Below are 15,156 nucleotides of genomic sequence, written 5' to 3'. Positions count from 1 at the left end.
CTGGGTCGTTGAGCGGGTATCCCTTTCTTCACTACGAAGAATAAGTCGGCGAACCTCCCCTCGCCGACGGTCGTCGGATCGACTCCGCACCGCCCGTCCCCACGGTCCCAGGAGCTTTCATGCGCTTTTCCAAAACCCGAGCGGCCCTCGTCGCGGCGTTGCCCGCCGTGCTGAGCGTCGCCGTCATCGCCGGCGTGCCCGGCACCGCGGCCGCGGCCGGCCCGGCTTTCCCGGCCCACTACGCGGCCCCCTACCTGCAGATCAGCGACTCCGACGCCGGCCAGATGTCCGCCGACATGAGCGCCACCGGCACCAAGTTCTTCACGCTCGCGTTCCTCACCCCGCAGTCCGGCTGCACGCCGGTCTGGGAAGCGAACGGCACCGGCGTCGGCTCGTTCAAGTCCCAGATCAGCGCGCTGCAGGCCGCGGGCGGCAACGTCATCCCGTCCTTCGGCGGCGCGGAGGGCGGCGAGCTGGCCCAGACCTGCACGAACACCGCCAGCCTGACCGCGGCGTACGCGAACGTGGTCAACAGCTACGGCACGAACCGCCTGGACTTCGACATCGAGGGCGACGTCCTCGGCGACACGGGCTCGAACCAGCGCCGCAACTCCGCGCTGGCCGCGCTGCAGCAGCAGAACTCCGCCGTCCAGGTCGACTACACGCTGGCCGTCGACCCGTCGGGCATCCCGGGCAACGAGCTGGACCTGCTGCGCGACGCCAAGAACAAGGGCGTCAAGGTCAGCGTCGTCAACCTGATGGTGATGGACTTCTACGACGGCCAGCCGGTCCTGGGCGACGCCCTGTCCGCGGCCCGCGCCAGCGCGTCGCAGCTGGCGAGCCTGTACGGCATCTCGACGTCGGCGGCCTACGCGATGATGGGCCTGACCCCGATCGCCGGCCGCAACGACGACGGCGCGCAGTTCAGCCAGTCCGACGCGCAGCAGCTGGAGACGTTCGCCGCCCAGAACGGCGTCGCGGAGCTGTCGTTCTGGGAGCTCCAGGACTACGACCGCGCGACGGGCTACGCGTACTCGAGGATCTTCAACGCGATCACCGGCGGCGGCACGACCACTCCGCCGCCCGCGGGCAGCGGCACGATCACCGGCTACGGCGGCAAGTGCGTGGACGTGGCAGGAGCCTCCTCGGCCAACGGCACGGCGGTGGACCTGTACACGTGCAACGGCACGACGGCCCAGAAGTGGACGTCGACCTCGGGCACGCTCCGAGCCCTGGGCAAGTGCCTGGACGTGAACGCGGCAAGCACCGCGAACGGCGCGAAGGTCCAGCTGTACGACTGCAACGGAACGGGCGCCCAGCAGTGGACCCACACGGGCAACCAGCTGGTCAACCCGGCCTCGGGCAAGTGCCTGGACGCCACGGGCCCCAGCTCCGCGGACGGCACCCTGCTGCAGATCTGGACGTGCACGGGCAGCGCCAACCAGTCCTGGACGCTGAACTGAGCCACTAGGTCCACAGTAGACACGAGGCCGGCCGGGGACACCCCCGTCCGGCCTCGTGGCTTGCAAGGGCGGGGATCGCCTAGAGTGTGCGGTGCCCCCGTAGCCCAACTGGCAGAGGCAGTCGACTTAAAATCGACCCAGTGCGGGTTCGAACCCCGTCGGGGGCACCACGCAGGCCATCATGGCCCTGATCGGCCCCACCTGACCGGCGCGCTGGTCATCGAGGACACGTACGACCTCTCGTCGATGCGCGGGAGTCCGGATGGGTACCTCGTCCAGTATGACCAGGTTCGTGACCACGGTGATGGGCATCGTCATCGGGCTGATTTCCTCTCCGGCTTCGGAAACGTTCTGGCTCTGGCCCAGCGGATCGGCCTCGGTCTACGTCGCGTCGCTGGTGGCGCCAGCGGTCGACCTGACGGTCCTGGGCCTGCTGGTCGCACCTGGCAACTCGCACTGCAAGGCGCGCCGGACCAAGTCGTATAGCCAGTCCAGAAATTGCTATTCGCCGCCAGTGCTATGACCCTTGCGCTGCAGGTCGCCGACCATTTTGGGGTCAAGGAGGAAAGACGACCTTCGATGTGGTCGGATCGCTGCTGCTTGTCGGCTGGGCAGCTTGTCATGCTCGTCGAGTGCTGGGAGCAGCACTTTGAGTATTTCTTTGGCTGCATCTGTGAAGTCCCTGCTCGGACTTGAAAGCGGCGACGTCGGCGCCTCTGTCGCCAGACCGCCGAAGCGTTTGAACTGTACGTACGCCTCCTCGGTGCCGTTGCTCATTTGCGAATAAATTGTTCCCATTTGTCGGCCGAGTAGGAGTGGATCCGAGCTTGTGGCGGCACGGGTGGCCGTCAAGGGGCTGCGGCGACGTCAAGTGGCGGCGGGGCTGGCATAGCCGTGAGCATCGGCTTGGGCGGAATAATCGACTCCGGTTCGTTATCCTTTGCGTCGGTCAATCTGCCACTGTTTCTTGTCGAAACTGCGGATGGTCACGGTACGCCACGGAGCTTTGGGTTGCACTAGAGTCGACACGTCGCGTGGTCGTCTGCTGCGGGCTGCGCGAGGAATGGTTGTTTCTCTACTGAAGACGTCAGCACTTTATTTCACGACACCTCCCCTTGTCTGTCGGAAGACAGGAATCGGCGCGGTGGACCTTCCTGTTACGCTTTTCGGGGTCTGAGATCAGTCCTGTAGTTCAGCTTCATACAGGCTGAGGCGGGGACTATCGTCGCGGCAATGGCTGATGCGTCCGACGCCAAGAGGTAAGGATCCCTGGCTGTAACCGTTGAGCTCATGCGTGATGCGGGCCGGTCGGCGAGGGGCCGCCCTGGCGTAGCAGGTGGCCGATGGCTTCGAGGGGCTTGAGGACGAGACATACCAGTTCCAGGCCCCATGGCGGTCACGAGAACCCGTCAGGTCGGCGGCGCTCTCGGGTCGCGCGAACGGCGGCTATGACGTCGTCGCCCGCCGCGAGGCGGCCTCGGCCAGCGCCCGACCGAGGCGTTGGGACGTGCCGGTGATGATCCAGGTCTGTGTTGTCATGACGGCGAAGCTAGGACTTCGAGCGCGCTCGAACGCAAACTGCGGTGTCGAATCGAATCGACTGCATCGAGTGTCAGCCATTCGGCCGGTTGACGGCACAGTGCAGTTGCTGGTTCTCTGCTAGAGAGTCACGGTGAATCAATATGGATCAATTCGAATCAGACGAGGTGAGGGGCGGCCGCCATGCGGGCGACAGCACGGTCACGGCTGGCCGCCGAACTGCGGAGACTGCGCGACCTTTCCGGTGTCTCCGGACGGAAACTGGCCCGCTTGATTTCGATCAGCCAGTCGAAGGTGTCTCGGATCGAGGCGGGCGTGGTGACTCCGTCGCTTCCCGAGGTGACCGCTTGGGTAAGGGCGCTCGGCGTGTCCGAGGAAACCCTTCAGCGGCTCATCTTGCTGACCAAACAGGCTTTCACCGAAGTGCAGCCCTGGCGTGAGCTGCTCGAGGACCGGCCGCACGTCCAGGACGATGTGGGGGAGCAAGAACAGCGCGCGTGCCGGATCCGCACGTTCCAGTCCTCGGTCGTGCCCGGACTGCTGCAGACAGCCGACTACGCGAGGCGTGTGTTCGCCACCTACCAGCCCCCCTACGAGGAGGAGGAGATCAGCGCGGCCGTGGCCGCGCGGCTGAATCGGCAGCAGCTGGTCTTCACGCCGGGTCGGCAGTTCGACTTCCTGATCACGGAGGGCGCGTTGCGCTGGTGCCCGGGACCGATTCGGGTGTTGCTCGCGCAGTGGGATCGGATCGCTTCGATCGTGACCCTGGACAACGTCTCGGTCGGGTTAATCCCGTTCCATCAGGAAGCCGTCACCCTGCTTTCCCACGGTTTCGTCGTCTACGACGCCGGCGAGGACGGCCGCAGTCGGGTGACGGTGGAGATGGTCCACGCCACCATGACGGTCAGCGATGCCAGCGACGTCGCGGTCTACGACCAACGTTGGTCCTCGCTCCGGCGGATGGCGGTGTACGACCAGGACGCCCGCGACTACCTCGCCGGGCTCGCCGATGACGTCCGGGCCGGTACGCCGTAGCCGGGACGGGGTGTCGCGACCCGTCGATCGCGACACCCCGCCGACGCCTTAGTGGGTCAGGCCGAATTCGCCGATGAGAACCCCGTAGAGGAACGCGGTCCACTCGACGGCCGAGAACCACAGCATCGGTCCGCCGGGGTTCTTGGAGTCGCGCACCACGACTCCGTCGCCGACGCGGGCGACCTCGACGCACGCGCCGACGTTCTCGCTGAACGGGCTCTTCTTGAACGAGTTGTTGTCCACCATGACTTTTCTCCTTTTCTGGCGGCGGCTCGTCCGCTGCCGGTGAAACCGAGACTGAACCCGTGAAGTGGGTGCGAGACGACGTGCGCGGCTGGGTGCGTAGGTGGGTATGGAGCTGCATGAGAACCGACGAGAGGGTGAAGGGCCGTGAAGGAGCACATCGTCGATCAGCCGGTGTTTTTCCGGTTGTGGGGAACGGTCGGAGCCTCGCGGGACGGCGAGCCGATGCCGATGGGCTCGCAACGGGAGCAGAGCATGCTTGCCGGGCTGATCGTGGCGAAGGGCCGGGAAATCCAGCGCGAGACGCTGAAAGCGTGGATCTGGGACGACGAGCCCGCGAGCGCGTCCGAAGAGATGAACCACTTCATGTCAGCTCTGCGGAAGCGCCTGCAAAAACTGGGCTTCGCCGACTCGTTGATCAACAAGAACGGACTGTGCCGGTTGGTCCTCCCCGAGGAGTCGGTGGACGTGCACCAGGTCAAGGCCTTGACCGCCGCCGCGCAGAAGACCGACGACCACCACGCCGCCGAACTGCTGACACGCGCACTGCGATTGTCGGAAGGGGAGCCGCTGGCCGGCTTGAACACCCGACGGGCCGGCAACTACCGCGCTGAGCTCGAGAAAGAGCGGCACGCGCTGAAGATCGCGTACTACCGCGTGGAACTCCGGCAGGGGCGCCACCAGGAACATCTCGGTGAACTGGGCAGCCTGCTGGAGGACCACCCGCATGACGCGGTGGTGGCGGCTCTCCTGATGTGCGCGCTGCACTTCGCGGGCCGCAACGCCGAGGCCGGCGACGTCTTCCGGAATTACCAGGAGCATCTGGGCGACGTCGGCATGGACGTCTTGCCGGGGCTCACGGATCTGCATGCACGCGTACTCAAGAACGACTTGACGGCGGGCGGGTGGTCGTTCGCGCTCGGCAGGCCGTACTCAGCGAACGGAGAACCGCCCATGAGCCTGACGGAACCGCTCCTCGTCGCGATCCGCCCGGACGCCGGCAGCCCTGAAGAGGTCCGGCGCGTGGTGGCCGAATCCTTCGGTGCGGCCGGTTTCCGGGCGCACCAGGCCGAAGACTGCCTGGTCTGCGTCGTCTCCCCGGAAGTGGCTCCGGCCGAGGTCATCGGAGTGTGGATGGACCGCCTCGTCGAGGAAATGCCGTACCGGGGGCAGGTCGGCATCGGGATGGGCAGTGAAGCCGATGTCTGTGACCTGGCGGGGTCCGCCTACGCCCGGTCCGTGCTCGATTGCGCGCCCGACAGCAACCTCGTCGTCGCGGTGTCGGACGACTTGTACGAGCTCGTCACGAGGCTTCCCGAGCTGCAGATCGACGCGGCCAGTTACCGGAGAGACGACCGGGGAGTCGCGGTCTGGGTCCGCGTTCCCGGCCTGTCCGTCCCACCCCGGCCGAGGCCGGACCACGCCCGGGAGTTCTCGGCGGATGCCCCGGCGTCGTCCGGGCCCACTGTCGCATTCAATGGCAAGACGAAGATCGGCAAGCAGGTAATCGCCTCGACGGTTAAAAAGATGAAGTGGTGACCTATGGGCAATGACGCGAGCACTCCCGTACCCCCGCCGCCCCCCAAGCCGGCTCCTGTCCCCGATGTAGGCAAGGCCGGTCCGGCGGCGAAACCGGCTGCTGATGCCGGGAAGAAGGTTCCCGACGCCGGGAAGAAAGGAGGAGAAAATCGTTCCGAAGCCAAGGATCCATTCGGCGCCGAGCGGCGTGAGGCGGAAGAAGCGTACCGGAACGGGATCCTGAGAACCGACGGAACGATGGCGTTCCTGCGTGACACGAAGATCAAAAAACAGCACATCGGTGACGTCAACATCTACAGCGCGCGGCCGCGGAAGCGGAAGTCGGGCTCGGTGCGCGAGAACTACCTGGTCCGGCTGCGCGCCCGGTACGTCCAGCCGGCTCGATACGAAGACATGTACGAAAAGCTGGCCGAGCGGCACCTCCTCGTACTCTCGGGGCAGGACGGAACGGGCCGGTTCACCACCGCCCTGCACCTGCTCGACGAGCTGAACCAAGGCAAGATCTCCCGGTTCGACGATGACCAGGACATCGAATCCCTGACCGATACCGACTTCGACAAGGAAGGCCGTGGTTATGTCGTCGAACTCACCGGCGATGAAGGCGCGGGACTGACTGAAGCGAAGCTCGGCAAGCTGCGGGACCTTCTCGGCAAGCGGTGCCGCTGCGTTGTGCTCACCGACGTCGACGACCTCGATGAAAGCATTCTCGGTGGGTACTCCACGGCGTACGAACCCCCGCCGACGACCGACCTGCTCAGCCGGCACATCGCCGAGGAGGTGCGCGCGGACGCGGATGCAGCGATGGCGGTAAGGCTGAACGAACTGGCCACCACACCGCGGATCAAGGAGGTGCTCGGCCCCGCGCCCAGACCGGCGGAAGTGGCCGAGATGGCGAGGCTGCTGGCCGAGCACGGGCGGGAGAAGCTGAGCCTGGACGAGATTGAGACCGAGGCAAACCAGCTGGTGCAGAGACAGGCGGTTGAGTGGTTCTCCGGGTTGAGCAGCACCCGGACCGAAGAAGCTCTCGCGCGGGCGCTTCGCCTGGCGGCGTTCCGGATCGCCTTGGCCGTGTTCAGCAAGTCGCCGTACCACATCGTCGCTAAGGCCGGGGTCTCCTTGGCTGACGCGTTCCTCAAAATGGTTCCGAAGCCCAAGGAAGAGGGCGGGCTCAGGACGGCGCAGATGTCGTTGTTCTCCGACGACCAGGCGCGGCGGCTGCCGGCTTGCCGGGCCGAGATCGTCGACGGCTGGTTGTCCTTCGGCGATGTCCGGCTGCCTGTCGGCCTTGCGAAGTACACCGACGACCGCTTTCCGGTCGTGCTCCTCAGTTACGTCTGGCTTCACCACCACAACCTCCGCGGGGCGATGGTCACTTGGTTGCAGGAGCTGAGCAAGGATCCACGACCGACCATCTGGGTGCGGGCCGCGCAGGCGACGGGGTTGTTCTGCTCGCTGGACTTCCACTTCACCTTCACTGAAACGATCTGGCCGGCAGTCGGCGCCGTGGGCAAGGACGCCGAGCAGCGGAGGCTGTTCGCGGCCGTGGCGCTCGACCAGGCCGCCCGGGACGAGCGGATGACCGAAGCGATCGGTTACCGGCTCAGATACTGGCGCAGGGTGGGCACCGACGCCGAAAAGTGGACGACCTCGGCGACCCTCGGCTATGACCTGGGGCGGCGTGAGATCAAGGCGACGCTTCAGGAGCTGCGTGTCCTCGGTACGCCGTCCGAGCTGCAGGGTGCGCTGGACGAGGATGAAGCCACCGAGCTCGTCCGCGTTTCCGCGCGCAGCATGGCGAACCTGCTCGCTTTCGGGGAAGCCGATCCGATTCTCCACCAGCTCGTCGCCTGGACTCGCGGCAGCCAGCGCAGCAGCGTCCGGGTCCTGACCTGGTGGGCGCTGCTGTACCTGATCATCCTGAGCGGATTCGACCTCAACACCCTGCAGATTTCGGCCGGACGAGAAGAACGGTCACTCCCCAGGGGTCGGGAAAGGTGGCCGCTGCTGCTGGCTCTGCAGGATGCCGAGCCGAAGTTCACTGTGCCGATCGCCGAGCTGCTGCGGTGGGGGCTGCGCGGCCGCCGGGGGAACTTCGTCGCGAAGTCGCTTTTCGGCTCGTGGATCCGGGCGGCGGAGGACGACGCCGAATGCCTGTGCGCCCTCGTCGCGTTCGTCCCCCACCTCGTCGAAGACGAGACCGACGCCCGCCGGCTGAGCTACTTGATCACCCGGTTGCAGGAGGACTGGAGTGATCCACTCGATGAAGAGGCTGCCACCGTGCTGGCGGCGGCCATCCGGAAGGAGACACCATGACCCGGCCCGATGCCGTCGAAAAGGCGCCCAATCCGCCTGAGCGGACTCAGCCAGAAAAGCGGAAGGCGCCGGCTGTGCGGGTGCAACGGCGTGAGATCCGGAGCCCGATCATCGGCGAACGCCGGATCAAGCCGTTCGAATTCCTCTTCCGACGCTTGCCGGTGACCAGCCGGGTCGCACACGTGCTGGTGACGAGTGCCGGGCGCCGCAAGGTGTGCGGGCCCGAAGAGCAGCCGACGACAGGAGAACTCCTGTGGGGCGGCTACCGCATGGCGTACGACGTCGACCTCGGGATCCACGTTACCCAGCTCGAAGCGACGTCGCCCAGCAAGGGGGACATGATCGCCTTCCGAGCCGCGATGGATCTGATCTGGAAGGTGGAGAAGCCGGAGAAGGTGGTGCTCGCCGGGGTCGACGACGTCCGTCTCGCTTTGGCTCCTTTCCTCTTGCAGCACTTGCGTACAGTGACCCGGGAACACCAGATCACGGTTCCGCAGGAGGCGGAGTCCCACGCGAACGCGTACTTCCGGGAACACCCCGTCGGCGTCCGGTTCGGTTTGTCGGTCGAGGTCTTCGTCCGCCTGGCCATGGACGAGCCGACCCTGAACCACGACGCCATCCAGCGGAAGGTCAAGCTCTTCCGCGACATCATCGCCGCCGGCGACTTCCACCAGTTCGCCCTCCAGCTCGCGCTGACCCCGGGCGACGTCAGCTCGGTCGTCGGGATGCTCCTCCGGGAACGGGATTCGCACCGGCAGGCGGTGTTCGACTTCGTGACGAGGCTGCTCGAGTCCGACGCGCTCGACCGCTGGCAGATCGACGACCAGGTCCGCACTACGTTGCAGTGGCTCCGCGACTCCGGTTACAAGGTGCTGGCCGGAAGCGACGAGGCCCGCAAGTTCTCCTACGGCGAGAACCACCGGGCACCTGAACCGGCGGCGGCGGTGGTCAGCGAAAACGGTTCGGGTCCAAGGTGATCACCGGCCCGGTCATCCCGCCAGGCGTCGGCCCGGTGGCGATCGGAATCGCCATCGCCTGTCTCACGACGCGCTGGGTCGCCCCGTGGGTGCTGCGCCTGCTCGCCGGCTCAGTCCAGGCGGCCGTCGCCGCGCTCGCGGCGGTGATGGTCCTCCCGGAGTACTACGTGAGCACGGCGAGCAGGCGGCGTCATCGCGATCCGCCTCAGTTCGCCTACGACTACGGTGCCGCGGTTGGCTGGGTGGCTTCGCTGGTCCACCAGGTCGTCGGATGGCTCCTGCACGGTTCGGCGCGGGCGCTGCGCGCGATTCCCGTCGCTGTGGTGGCCGTCGTCGCCGGGGTGCTGACGATCGGGTGGCTGCTCGACCTGATCTGCTTTTAGTCACTCGGGGGGCGAAGGCAGTCACTCGAGTGATGACGCCGTCGCGGGGAATCAGCCGGAACCTCCGACGCTGACACTGCCGCCTCGGAGAAACGCACCAGCGCGTTTCTCCGAGGCGGATTGCGTGGCTTGCCAACAGCTTGCTGGCTCCCTGGATTTGACCGCGATGGGCATGTTCGGCCATTCGGCGTGTGGGACGGCCGCTGCCGCGGCCCCGGACGCCGATCCGAGGATTGCCGCCGGCCTCGGCATGGACGACAACCTGACCTGACTCGATGACAGTCTCATGCCTGGTGCCACGCACGGGCTGGATCGGCCGTTCCTGCTCCTGGGCAAGGACGGCGCCACGGACACCAGTCCCGGCTGGCAAGCTTTCCGTGCGAACACCCCGGGCTGGACGCGCCAGCTCACTCTGCGTGGTTCGCCGCACGCATGGTTCACCCGACGCCGAAGCATTGCTGCCACGGATAAATCTGCCCTCGACCGCTCGGACGGAAGCGATCGGCATCATCGATCCCGCGGTGGCTATCCGCACTCAGGAAGCGTACGTGTCCGCGTTCTTCGACCGGTTGTTACGCGGCCGGGACAACCGGCTGCTCGACGGGCCGTCACCCCGCTACCCGCGATGGAGTTCGTGAGCTGACCGGGGAATGTCAGGCGGCCGAGCGTTCGCTCATCGGGCGGCGGCGGAGGGTTGTCTCCTGCAGCGCCCGCGGTACGAAGTCCTGGTCCAGTGCGCTCACGTTCGTGCCCGGCGGGACGATCTCGTCGATGCGGTCCAGTACCTCGTCCGACAGCGTGACCTCCATGCCGGCCAGCAGGTCGTCCAGGTGGGCCATCGTTCGCGGGCCGATGATTGCGCTTGTCACTCCGGGGTGGGAGATTGCGAACGCCATCGCCAGGTGGGTCAGCGGGAGGCCGGCCGAAGCCGCCAAGGGGATCAGTTGCTCCACGACGTCGATGCGACGCGCGTCATTCAGGTGCTTAAGGAGGCCTGCTCGGCGGAGGTCGTTCGCGCCGTCTCGGCGGACTCGGCCTGTGAGCATTCCTTGGCCCAGTGGGCCCCAGACCAGGGTGCCCATTCCGTGGCGTTGCGTCGTCGGGAGGACTTCGCGCTCGATTCCTCGGCTCAGGATCGAGTATGGCGGCTGCTCCGTGTGGAAGCGCTCGAAGTTGCGGCGCGTGGCCGTCCACTGGGCCTCGATGAGGTCCGATACCGGCATCGCCGACGTGCCGATTGCGCGGACCTTGCCGCTGTGGATCAGGTCGTTCAGGGCCGAGAGCGTCTCCTCGATGTCCGTTGACGGGTCGGGGCGGTGGATCTGGTACAGGTCTATGTGGTCCGTCTGCAGGCGGCGCAACGAAGTCTCTACCGCGGTCATGATCCAGCGCCTTGACGTGCCCTGGTGGTTGGGGTCTTCGCCCGTCGGGCGGCTGAACTTTGTAGCTAGGACTACGTTGTCGCGGCGGCCCTTCAGGGCCTTGCCCACTACGTCTTCTACGTCGCCGTAGGCGTCGGCCGTGTCCACGAAGTTGATGCCCGCGTCCAGGGCCTTGTGGATTACGCGGATCGAGTCCTCGGGGTCGGGGTTGCCGATGGACGTCGCGAACATCAAGGTGCCTAGCGCGTACGGGCTGACCTTGATGCCGGTGCGGCCGAGGGTGCGGTACTGCATGAGGGGTGGCTCCTGGGGGTAGTCTCGGGGGCGTAAGCGGAAAGCTCTTCCGCTACTATACGGAAAGGCTTTCCGGTTATGCAACCGCGCAAGCTGCGCGCCGATGCTCAGCGCAACGTCGACGCCCTGCTCGAAGCCGCCAAAAACGTCTTCGCCACCTCCGGCGTGGACGCTCCCGCGAAGGAGATCACCGACCTGGCCGGGGTCGGCGTCGGGACGCTCTACCGGCACTTCCCGCAGCGCGCTGACCTGGTCGTGGCCGTGCTGCACCGGGGGATCGACACCTGCGCCGTCGCCGGGCCGGCGCTCAGTGCCGAGCACGAACCGCAGGTGGCGCTCGTGGAGTGGCTTCGCCGGTACACGGCGTTCGTCGGGACCAAGCGCGGCCTCGCGACGGCCCTGCACTCCGGGGACCCGGCCTTCGACGGCCTGCCCGGCTACTTCATGGAACGGCTCGAACCCGTGCTCGCGGCGCTGCTCGACGCCGCGGTCGCGACCGGCGGGATCCGCGCCGACGTCAGCGCGAAGGACCTGATGCACGCCATCGCACTGTTGTGCCAGCCCGTGCGCGGCGAGGGCATCGAGTACAACCAGCGCATGGTCGGCGTGCTCGTCGACGGGCTCCGGCGCGCCTGAAACCCCGATGTACGCCGGCTGTACCCGCCCTGGATCCTCCCCGCCCACGCTGCACGGAAACCCGCATTCCGCGAGGTCATCCGTACGGGGAGAGCAGCATGACAACATCCAGCAAGGTGGGCCGCGCGGCCGTGTACGGCGTCGCCGGGCTCGCCACCGCCGCGGTCGGGGCCACCGCCGCCGGGGCCTTCGCCTCCGATGACGTGACGCCGGTCGCCGCGGCCACCGGGCGGCCCGCCGTCGCTCCGGCCGCCGTCGCGCCCGTCAAGGTTGCGCCTCTCGCGGCGCCGGTCGCCAAGGTCGCGCAGCCCGCGAAACCGGCCAAGCACGCTCCGGCGAAGCACTCCACAGCCAAGCCGGTGTTCCATAAGAAGCGGTCGGTCGTGAAGCACCAGACCGTGCAGCCCGGGCAGGCCAACCACATCTCGCTGCCGCACCTCGTCGCCAAGCCCGTGGCGCTGCCGAAGCCCGTGCCGCCGCCGAAGCCGGCCACGCCGTCCGCGCTCGACCAGGCGACCGCCGAGGTCGGGGCGGCGAAGAAGGCTGTCGACGCCGCCGATCAGGCGCTGCACCAGGCGAAGGACCACCTCTCCAAGGCCGAGGCCCACCTCGCGGACGTCAAGCACCACACCCAGCACCGTAAGTCGCCCGCGAAGCCGACGCGCGATTCCGACCAGAAGCTGCTGGAGCAGGCCGGGTTCTCGCCCGCCATCGCGAAGAAGATCGCCGCCCACGAGCACAAGTCCGTGACGTCCACGTCGTCGACGTCCACTTCGGACAGTGGGCCGTCGTCGTGGTCGTCCTCGACGGTGGTGCACCGATGAGCGCACGCCGGGCGCTGCTCTACACGGCTTCCGGCGGCTTCGTCGCTCTCGGGTTCGGGCTGCTCAGCGCGGGCGCGGCCGAGGCGAAGCCGACGCCGAACCCGTGCGCGTGCACGATTATTGGTGGGGGTGTGGGTGGGAAGCTGGTTCCCAGCGGCCCCGGCGGGGCGCTGCGCGACGACGGCCCGCTGCGGAAGCTCGACGCCGAAACCAAGAATCAGCCGGTGAACCCGCCGCCGGCGCAGAAGAAGGATCCCGCGCCCAAGCAGCAGACGCCCAAGCAGCCGAAGCCGAAGCAGGAGAAGCCCGCGCCGAAGCAGGAGAAGCCGAAGCCGCGCGAAGACTCCGGGCAAGAGGACAAGCCGCGCAAGCAGCAGGACGACAACAAGAAGAACCAGGACAACGAGGACCAGCCGAAGCAGCGGGACAGCGACGATCGGAAGGACCGCGACGACAACCAGGACCGGTCCGAGAAGAAGAACCGGGACGACGACAGGAACCAGGACGACAACAACAAGGACCGCGACAAGCAGCAGAAGAAAGAGAAGCAGCCCAAGCAGGAAAAGCAGCAGAAGAAGCCCGACTACCGGCAGGTCCGCAAGCAGGACGCCATCCCCGCCGACTACCGCCACAAGGCCGACGACAACGACGACCCGTGGCCGCAGCCGAACGCCGGCGATCCCTACCCCGCGGACCCGATCCCGATCACGCCCGCCTGCACGCAAGGGGATTGCCTGCGCACCCAGGGCATTCTCCGCCGTTACGTGCAGGACGCGATGGACCGGCTCGACCAGCTCGGCGTGAAGGTCCAGTCGCAGGGGACGGACAGCGGGGCCGAGGTGACGGGCCCGGACAAGAAGGGCGGGATCGTCCACGCCGAGGCGCACTACGACTTCGACCACGGCACCTGGTCCGCCCTCGACGGCGGGATCCAGAACGGCGAGTACGCGCTGACGGCCAAGGCGGAAGGCGGCGTCGAGGTCGGCAAGGACGGCGTCGGTGCCAAAGCCGAAGCCAAGGCCGGGCTCGACGTGAAGCTGCCCGAGGTGTCGAGCGGCCCCGGCCCGGTCACCGTGTCCGCGCAGCCCGAGCTGATGATCGGCCCGGGCGTCACCGCCGAGGCCACGCTGGGCAAGGGTGAGGACGGGAAGTACCGCGTGCACGTCAAGGCCGGCTTCTCGCCGCTGGTCGGCGGGTCGCTGGGCCTCGACATGGAGGTCGATCCGCAGGCCATCGAGGACGGCGTGCTCACCAGCGACGTCTTCAAGGACTTCGTCTCCGCTGTCGCGGGCTGAGGAACAACCGGGGCGGGTGCCGATCGGCACCCGCCCCCTCAGGCTTCGTGACGGCGTTCGTACAGCTCGCCGGCCAGTTCGCGGCCCATCAGCCCGCCGAACAGCCCGGCCGCGACGCCGGCGACGATCCCGCCCGGCGCGCCGATCAGCATCCCCGGCAGGACGCCGGCCGCGATCGCGGCCAGCACGCCGCCGGCCGTGCTCGCCGCGGCCTGGCCCATCGGCGTCCGGACCGGGTGCTGGTAGTAGTACTCCTCCGCGGGCACCGCGTCGGACGCGTGTTCGTCGTCCTCCGGCGTGGCCGCCCGCTGGCCCAGCCAGACCTGCGCGGGCACGACGATGTAGCGCGGCGCGACCGGCCGCCGCAGCAGGCCGGTGCGGACCAGCGCGGACTGGAGCGACAGCCGCGGCCGCTCGGCGACGGTGGCGCCCACATCAGCCCACCTTCACGGTGCCGTTGCCGCACACCGAAGCCGTCGACGCGCTGTGCCCGTCGGCCGACACCTTCCGGACGGTCTTGCACGGCCCGATGTCCCGCTGCTGCCCCGCCTTCAGGGTCGCGAGATCGGCCCGCGCCCGCGTCAGCTCGGCCTGCAGGTCCTTGACGCGCTGCTCGGCCTGGGCGACGCTCGGCCGGGTCGCGGCCCGCACGACGAACTTCTTCTGCGGCGCTGCTTTCGTGTGCTGAGCCGTGTGCCGCGTCGCGGGCTTCACCGCGTGATGCCGCACGCCGGTGACCTGGTGAGCGGCCGGGGCGGCGACGTGCACCTTCGGCGCGGCCTTCTGCGTCGAAGCGGCCTGCTTCACAACAGGCTTCACGACAGGCTTTGAGGCGGGTTTCGAGACGGGCTTGGCTTCGGGGGCCTTGACCGTGGGCGCCTTCACCTCAGGAGCCTTGACGGTCGGCGCCTTCACCTCGGGGGCCTTGACGGCCGGTGCCGGGCGCGCAGCCGGTGCCTTCACCGCCGGTGTCTTCACGGCCGGAGACGCGTGCGGCGAAACGGCAGGTGCCTGCGTCATCGGGGCCTGGGCCGCCTGGGCCGCCGCGGCCTGTGGAGCCGCCACGGTGTCGCTCTCGGCGGCCATGGCGTTCGCCGCGGTGGCGCCGATCGCGGCCGTCGCCAGGCCCGCGACGCCGTAGACCGCCGCCCGGCCGATCCGGTTCGGTTTGCTCATCACAGTGCTCCCGGGAATCGAAGAAAGTCCTACCCGGAAAATGGTGCGCGACCGCCG

Annotated in this window: 15 protein-coding genes and 1 tRNA gene; 11 read left to right on the top strand and 5 right to left on the bottom strand. The window is 67.7% G+C overall.

The window, feature by feature from the left end; all coding sequences use genetic code 11:
- The first annotated feature begins 119 nt into the window (after positions 1–119).
- The 3 genes from OG439_RS31945 to OG439_RS31935 all read left to right on the top strand — a co-directional run bounded on the left by OG439_RS31945 (position 120) and on the right by OG439_RS31935 (position 1,986).
- Positions 120–1,463 (top strand): ricin-type beta-trefoil lectin domain protein, encoded by a 1,344-nt coding sequence (locus tag OG439_RS31945; protein ID WP_326944427.1) that lies wholly within the window; start codon positions 120–122, stop codon positions 1,461–1,463.
- 93 nt (positions 1,464–1,556) lie between these two features.
- Positions 1,557–1,633 (top strand) — tRNA-Leu (locus tag OG439_RS31940).
- 122 nt (positions 1,634–1,755) lie between these two features.
- Positions 1,756–1,986, top strand: coding sequence for a hypothetical protein (locus tag OG439_RS31935; protein ID WP_326944426.1), 231 nt, complete (start codon positions 1,756–1,758; stop codon positions 1,984–1,986).
- On the opposite strand, the gene OG439_RS31930 is transcribed toward OG439_RS31935, so the two are convergent.
- Positions 1,965–2,240 carry a hypothetical protein gene (locus tag OG439_RS31930; RefSeq protein WP_326944425.1) on the bottom strand — a complete coding sequence of 92 codons (276 nt, stop codon included), beginning with the start codon at positions 2,238–2,240 and terminating at the stop codon, positions 1,965–1,967. The two genes, OG439_RS31935 and OG439_RS31930, sit on opposite strands and share 22 nt — an antisense overlap.
- A 945-nt stretch (positions 2,241–3,185) precedes the next feature.
- On the opposite strand from OG439_RS31930, the gene OG439_RS31925 reads away from it, so the two are divergent.
- Positions 3,186–4,037, top strand: a complete 852-nt coding sequence (locus OG439_RS31925) for a helix-turn-helix domain-containing protein (RefSeq protein WP_326944424.1) — start codon at positions 3,186–3,188, stop codon at positions 4,035–4,037.
- 48 nt (positions 4,038–4,085) lie between these two features.
- Here OG439_RS31925 and OG439_RS31920 read toward each other — a convergent pair whose 3' ends face one another.
- Complete coding sequence (locus OG439_RS31920; protein ID WP_326944423.1) at positions 4,086–4,283, bottom strand: DUF397 domain-containing protein; 198 nt, start codon at positions 4,281–4,283, stop codon at positions 4,086–4,088.
- Between the two features lie 144 nt (positions 4,284–4,427).
- Here OG439_RS31920 and OG439_RS31915 point away from each other — a divergent pair, with 144 nt between their 5' ends.
- The 4 genes from OG439_RS31915 (at position 4,428) to OG439_RS31900 (ending at position 9,492) form a co-directional block, all read left to right on the top strand.
- Positions 4,428–5,819, top strand: coding sequence for an AfsR/SARP family transcriptional regulator (locus OG439_RS31915; RefSeq protein WP_326944422.1), 1,392 nt, complete (start codon positions 4,428–4,430; stop codon positions 5,817–5,819).
- Positions 5,820–5,822: 3 nt separating this feature from the next.
- Positions 5,823–8,132 (top strand): hypothetical protein, encoded by a 2,310-nt coding sequence (locus tag OG439_RS31910; RefSeq protein WP_326944421.1) that lies wholly within the window; start codon positions 5,823–5,825, stop codon positions 8,130–8,132.
- 74 nt (positions 8,133–8,206) lie between these two features.
- Complete coding sequence (locus OG439_RS31905) at positions 8,207–9,109, top strand: hypothetical protein (RefSeq protein ID WP_326944420.1); 903 nt, start codon at positions 8,207–8,209, stop codon at positions 9,107–9,109.
- Positions 9,106–9,492 carry a hypothetical protein gene (locus OG439_RS31900; RefSeq protein WP_326944419.1) on the top strand — a complete coding sequence of 129 codons (387 nt, stop codon included), beginning with the start codon at positions 9,106–9,108 and terminating at the stop codon, positions 9,490–9,492. The genes OG439_RS31905 and OG439_RS31900 overlap by 4 nt, the downstream gene beginning before the upstream one ends.
- Positions 9,493–10,145: 653 nt before the next feature.
- Here OG439_RS31900 and OG439_RS31895 read toward each other — a convergent pair.
- The gene (locus tag OG439_RS31895; RefSeq protein ID WP_326944418.1) at positions 10,146–11,168 is read right to left on the bottom strand and encodes an aldo/keto reductase; all 1,023 of its coding nucleotides are present in this window, start codon (positions 11,166–11,168) and stop codon (positions 10,146–10,148) included.
- Positions 11,169–11,246: 78 nt separating this feature from the next.
- Between OG439_RS31895 and OG439_RS31890 the strand changes: the two genes are divergently transcribed.
- The 3 genes from OG439_RS31890 (at position 11,247) to OG439_RS31880 (ending at position 13,923) form a co-directional block, all read left to right on the top strand.
- Positions 11,247–11,804: a TetR/AcrR family transcriptional regulator gene (locus tag OG439_RS31890; RefSeq protein WP_326944417.1), complete on the top strand. Its 558-nt coding sequence runs from the start codon at positions 11,247–11,249 to the stop codon at positions 11,802–11,804.
- Between the two features lie 98 nt (positions 11,805–11,902).
- The gene (locus OG439_RS31885) at positions 11,903–12,628 is read left to right on the top strand and encodes a hypothetical protein (protein ID WP_326944416.1); all 726 of its coding nucleotides are present in this window, start codon (positions 11,903–11,905) and stop codon (positions 12,626–12,628) included.
- Positions 12,625–13,923 carry a hypothetical protein gene (locus OG439_RS31880; protein ID WP_326944415.1) on the top strand — a complete coding sequence of 433 codons (1,299 nt, stop codon included), beginning with the start codon at positions 12,625–12,627 and terminating at the stop codon, positions 13,921–13,923. The genes OG439_RS31885 and OG439_RS31880 overlap by 4 nt, the downstream gene beginning before the upstream one ends.
- A gap of 38 nt (positions 13,924–13,961) precedes the next feature.
- On the opposite strand, the gene OG439_RS31875 is transcribed toward OG439_RS31880, so the two are convergent.
- Complete coding sequence (locus tag OG439_RS31875; RefSeq protein ID WP_247057818.1) at positions 13,962–14,357, bottom strand: hypothetical protein; 396 nt, start codon at positions 14,355–14,357, stop codon at positions 13,962–13,964.
- Between the two features lies 1 nt (position 14,358).
- Positions 14,359–15,099, bottom strand: a complete 741-nt coding sequence (locus tag OG439_RS31870; RefSeq protein WP_326944414.1) for a hypothetical protein — start codon at positions 15,097–15,099, stop codon at positions 14,359–14,361.
- Positions 15,100–15,156 lie beyond the last annotated feature (57 nt).

This window comes from Amycolatopsis sp. NBC_01307 (assembly GCF_035975215.1).
Lineage (GTDB): Bacteria > Actinomycetota > Actinomycetes > Mycobacteriales > Pseudonocardiaceae > Amycolatopsis.
Note: the sequence above shows the minus strand (reverse complement) of the source record. Positions and strands in the feature narration are given on the sequence as shown.

What these genes read in the sequence shown, in the direction of transcription:
- OG439_RS31930 (WP_326944425.1), bottom strand. Translation starts at nt 2,240, where the DNA reads ATGAGCAACGGCACCGAGGAGGCGTACGTACAGTTCAAACGCTTCGGC.
- OG439_RS31895 (WP_326944418.1), bottom strand. Translation starts at nt 11,168, where the DNA reads ATGCAGTACCGCACCCTCGGCCGCACCGGCATCAAGGTCAGCCCGTAC.
- OG439_RS31910 (WP_326944421.1), top strand. Translation starts at nt 5,823, where the DNA reads ATGGGCAATGACGCGAGCACTCCCGTACCCCCGCCGCCCCCCAAGCCG.
- OG439_RS31920 (WP_326944423.1), bottom strand. Translation starts at nt 4,283, where the DNA reads ATGGTGGACAACAACTCGTTCAAGAAGAGCCCGTTCAGCGAGAACGTC.
- OG439_RS31870 (WP_326944414.1), bottom strand. Translation starts at nt 15,099, where the DNA reads ATGAGCAAACCGAACCGGATCGGCCGGGCGGCGGTCTACGGCGTCGCG.
- OG439_RS31925 (WP_326944424.1), top strand. Translation starts at nt 3,186, where the DNA reads ATGCGGGCGACAGCACGGTCACGGCTGGCCGCCGAACTGCGGAGACTG.
- OG439_RS31890 (WP_326944417.1), top strand. Translation starts at nt 11,247, where the DNA reads ATGCAACCGCGCAAGCTGCGCGCCGATGCTCAGCGCAACGTCGACGCC.
- OG439_RS31945 (WP_326944427.1), top strand. Translation starts at nt 120, where the DNA reads ATGCGCTTTTCCAAAACCCGAGCGGCCCTCGTCGCGGCGTTGCCCGCC.
- OG439_RS31880 (WP_326944415.1), top strand. Translation starts at nt 12,625, where the DNA reads ATGAGCGCACGCCGGGCGCTGCTCTACACGGCTTCCGGCGGCTTCGTC.
- OG439_RS31885 (WP_326944416.1), top strand. Translation starts at nt 11,903, where the DNA reads ATGACAACATCCAGCAAGGTGGGCCGCGCGGCCGTGTACGGCGTCGCC.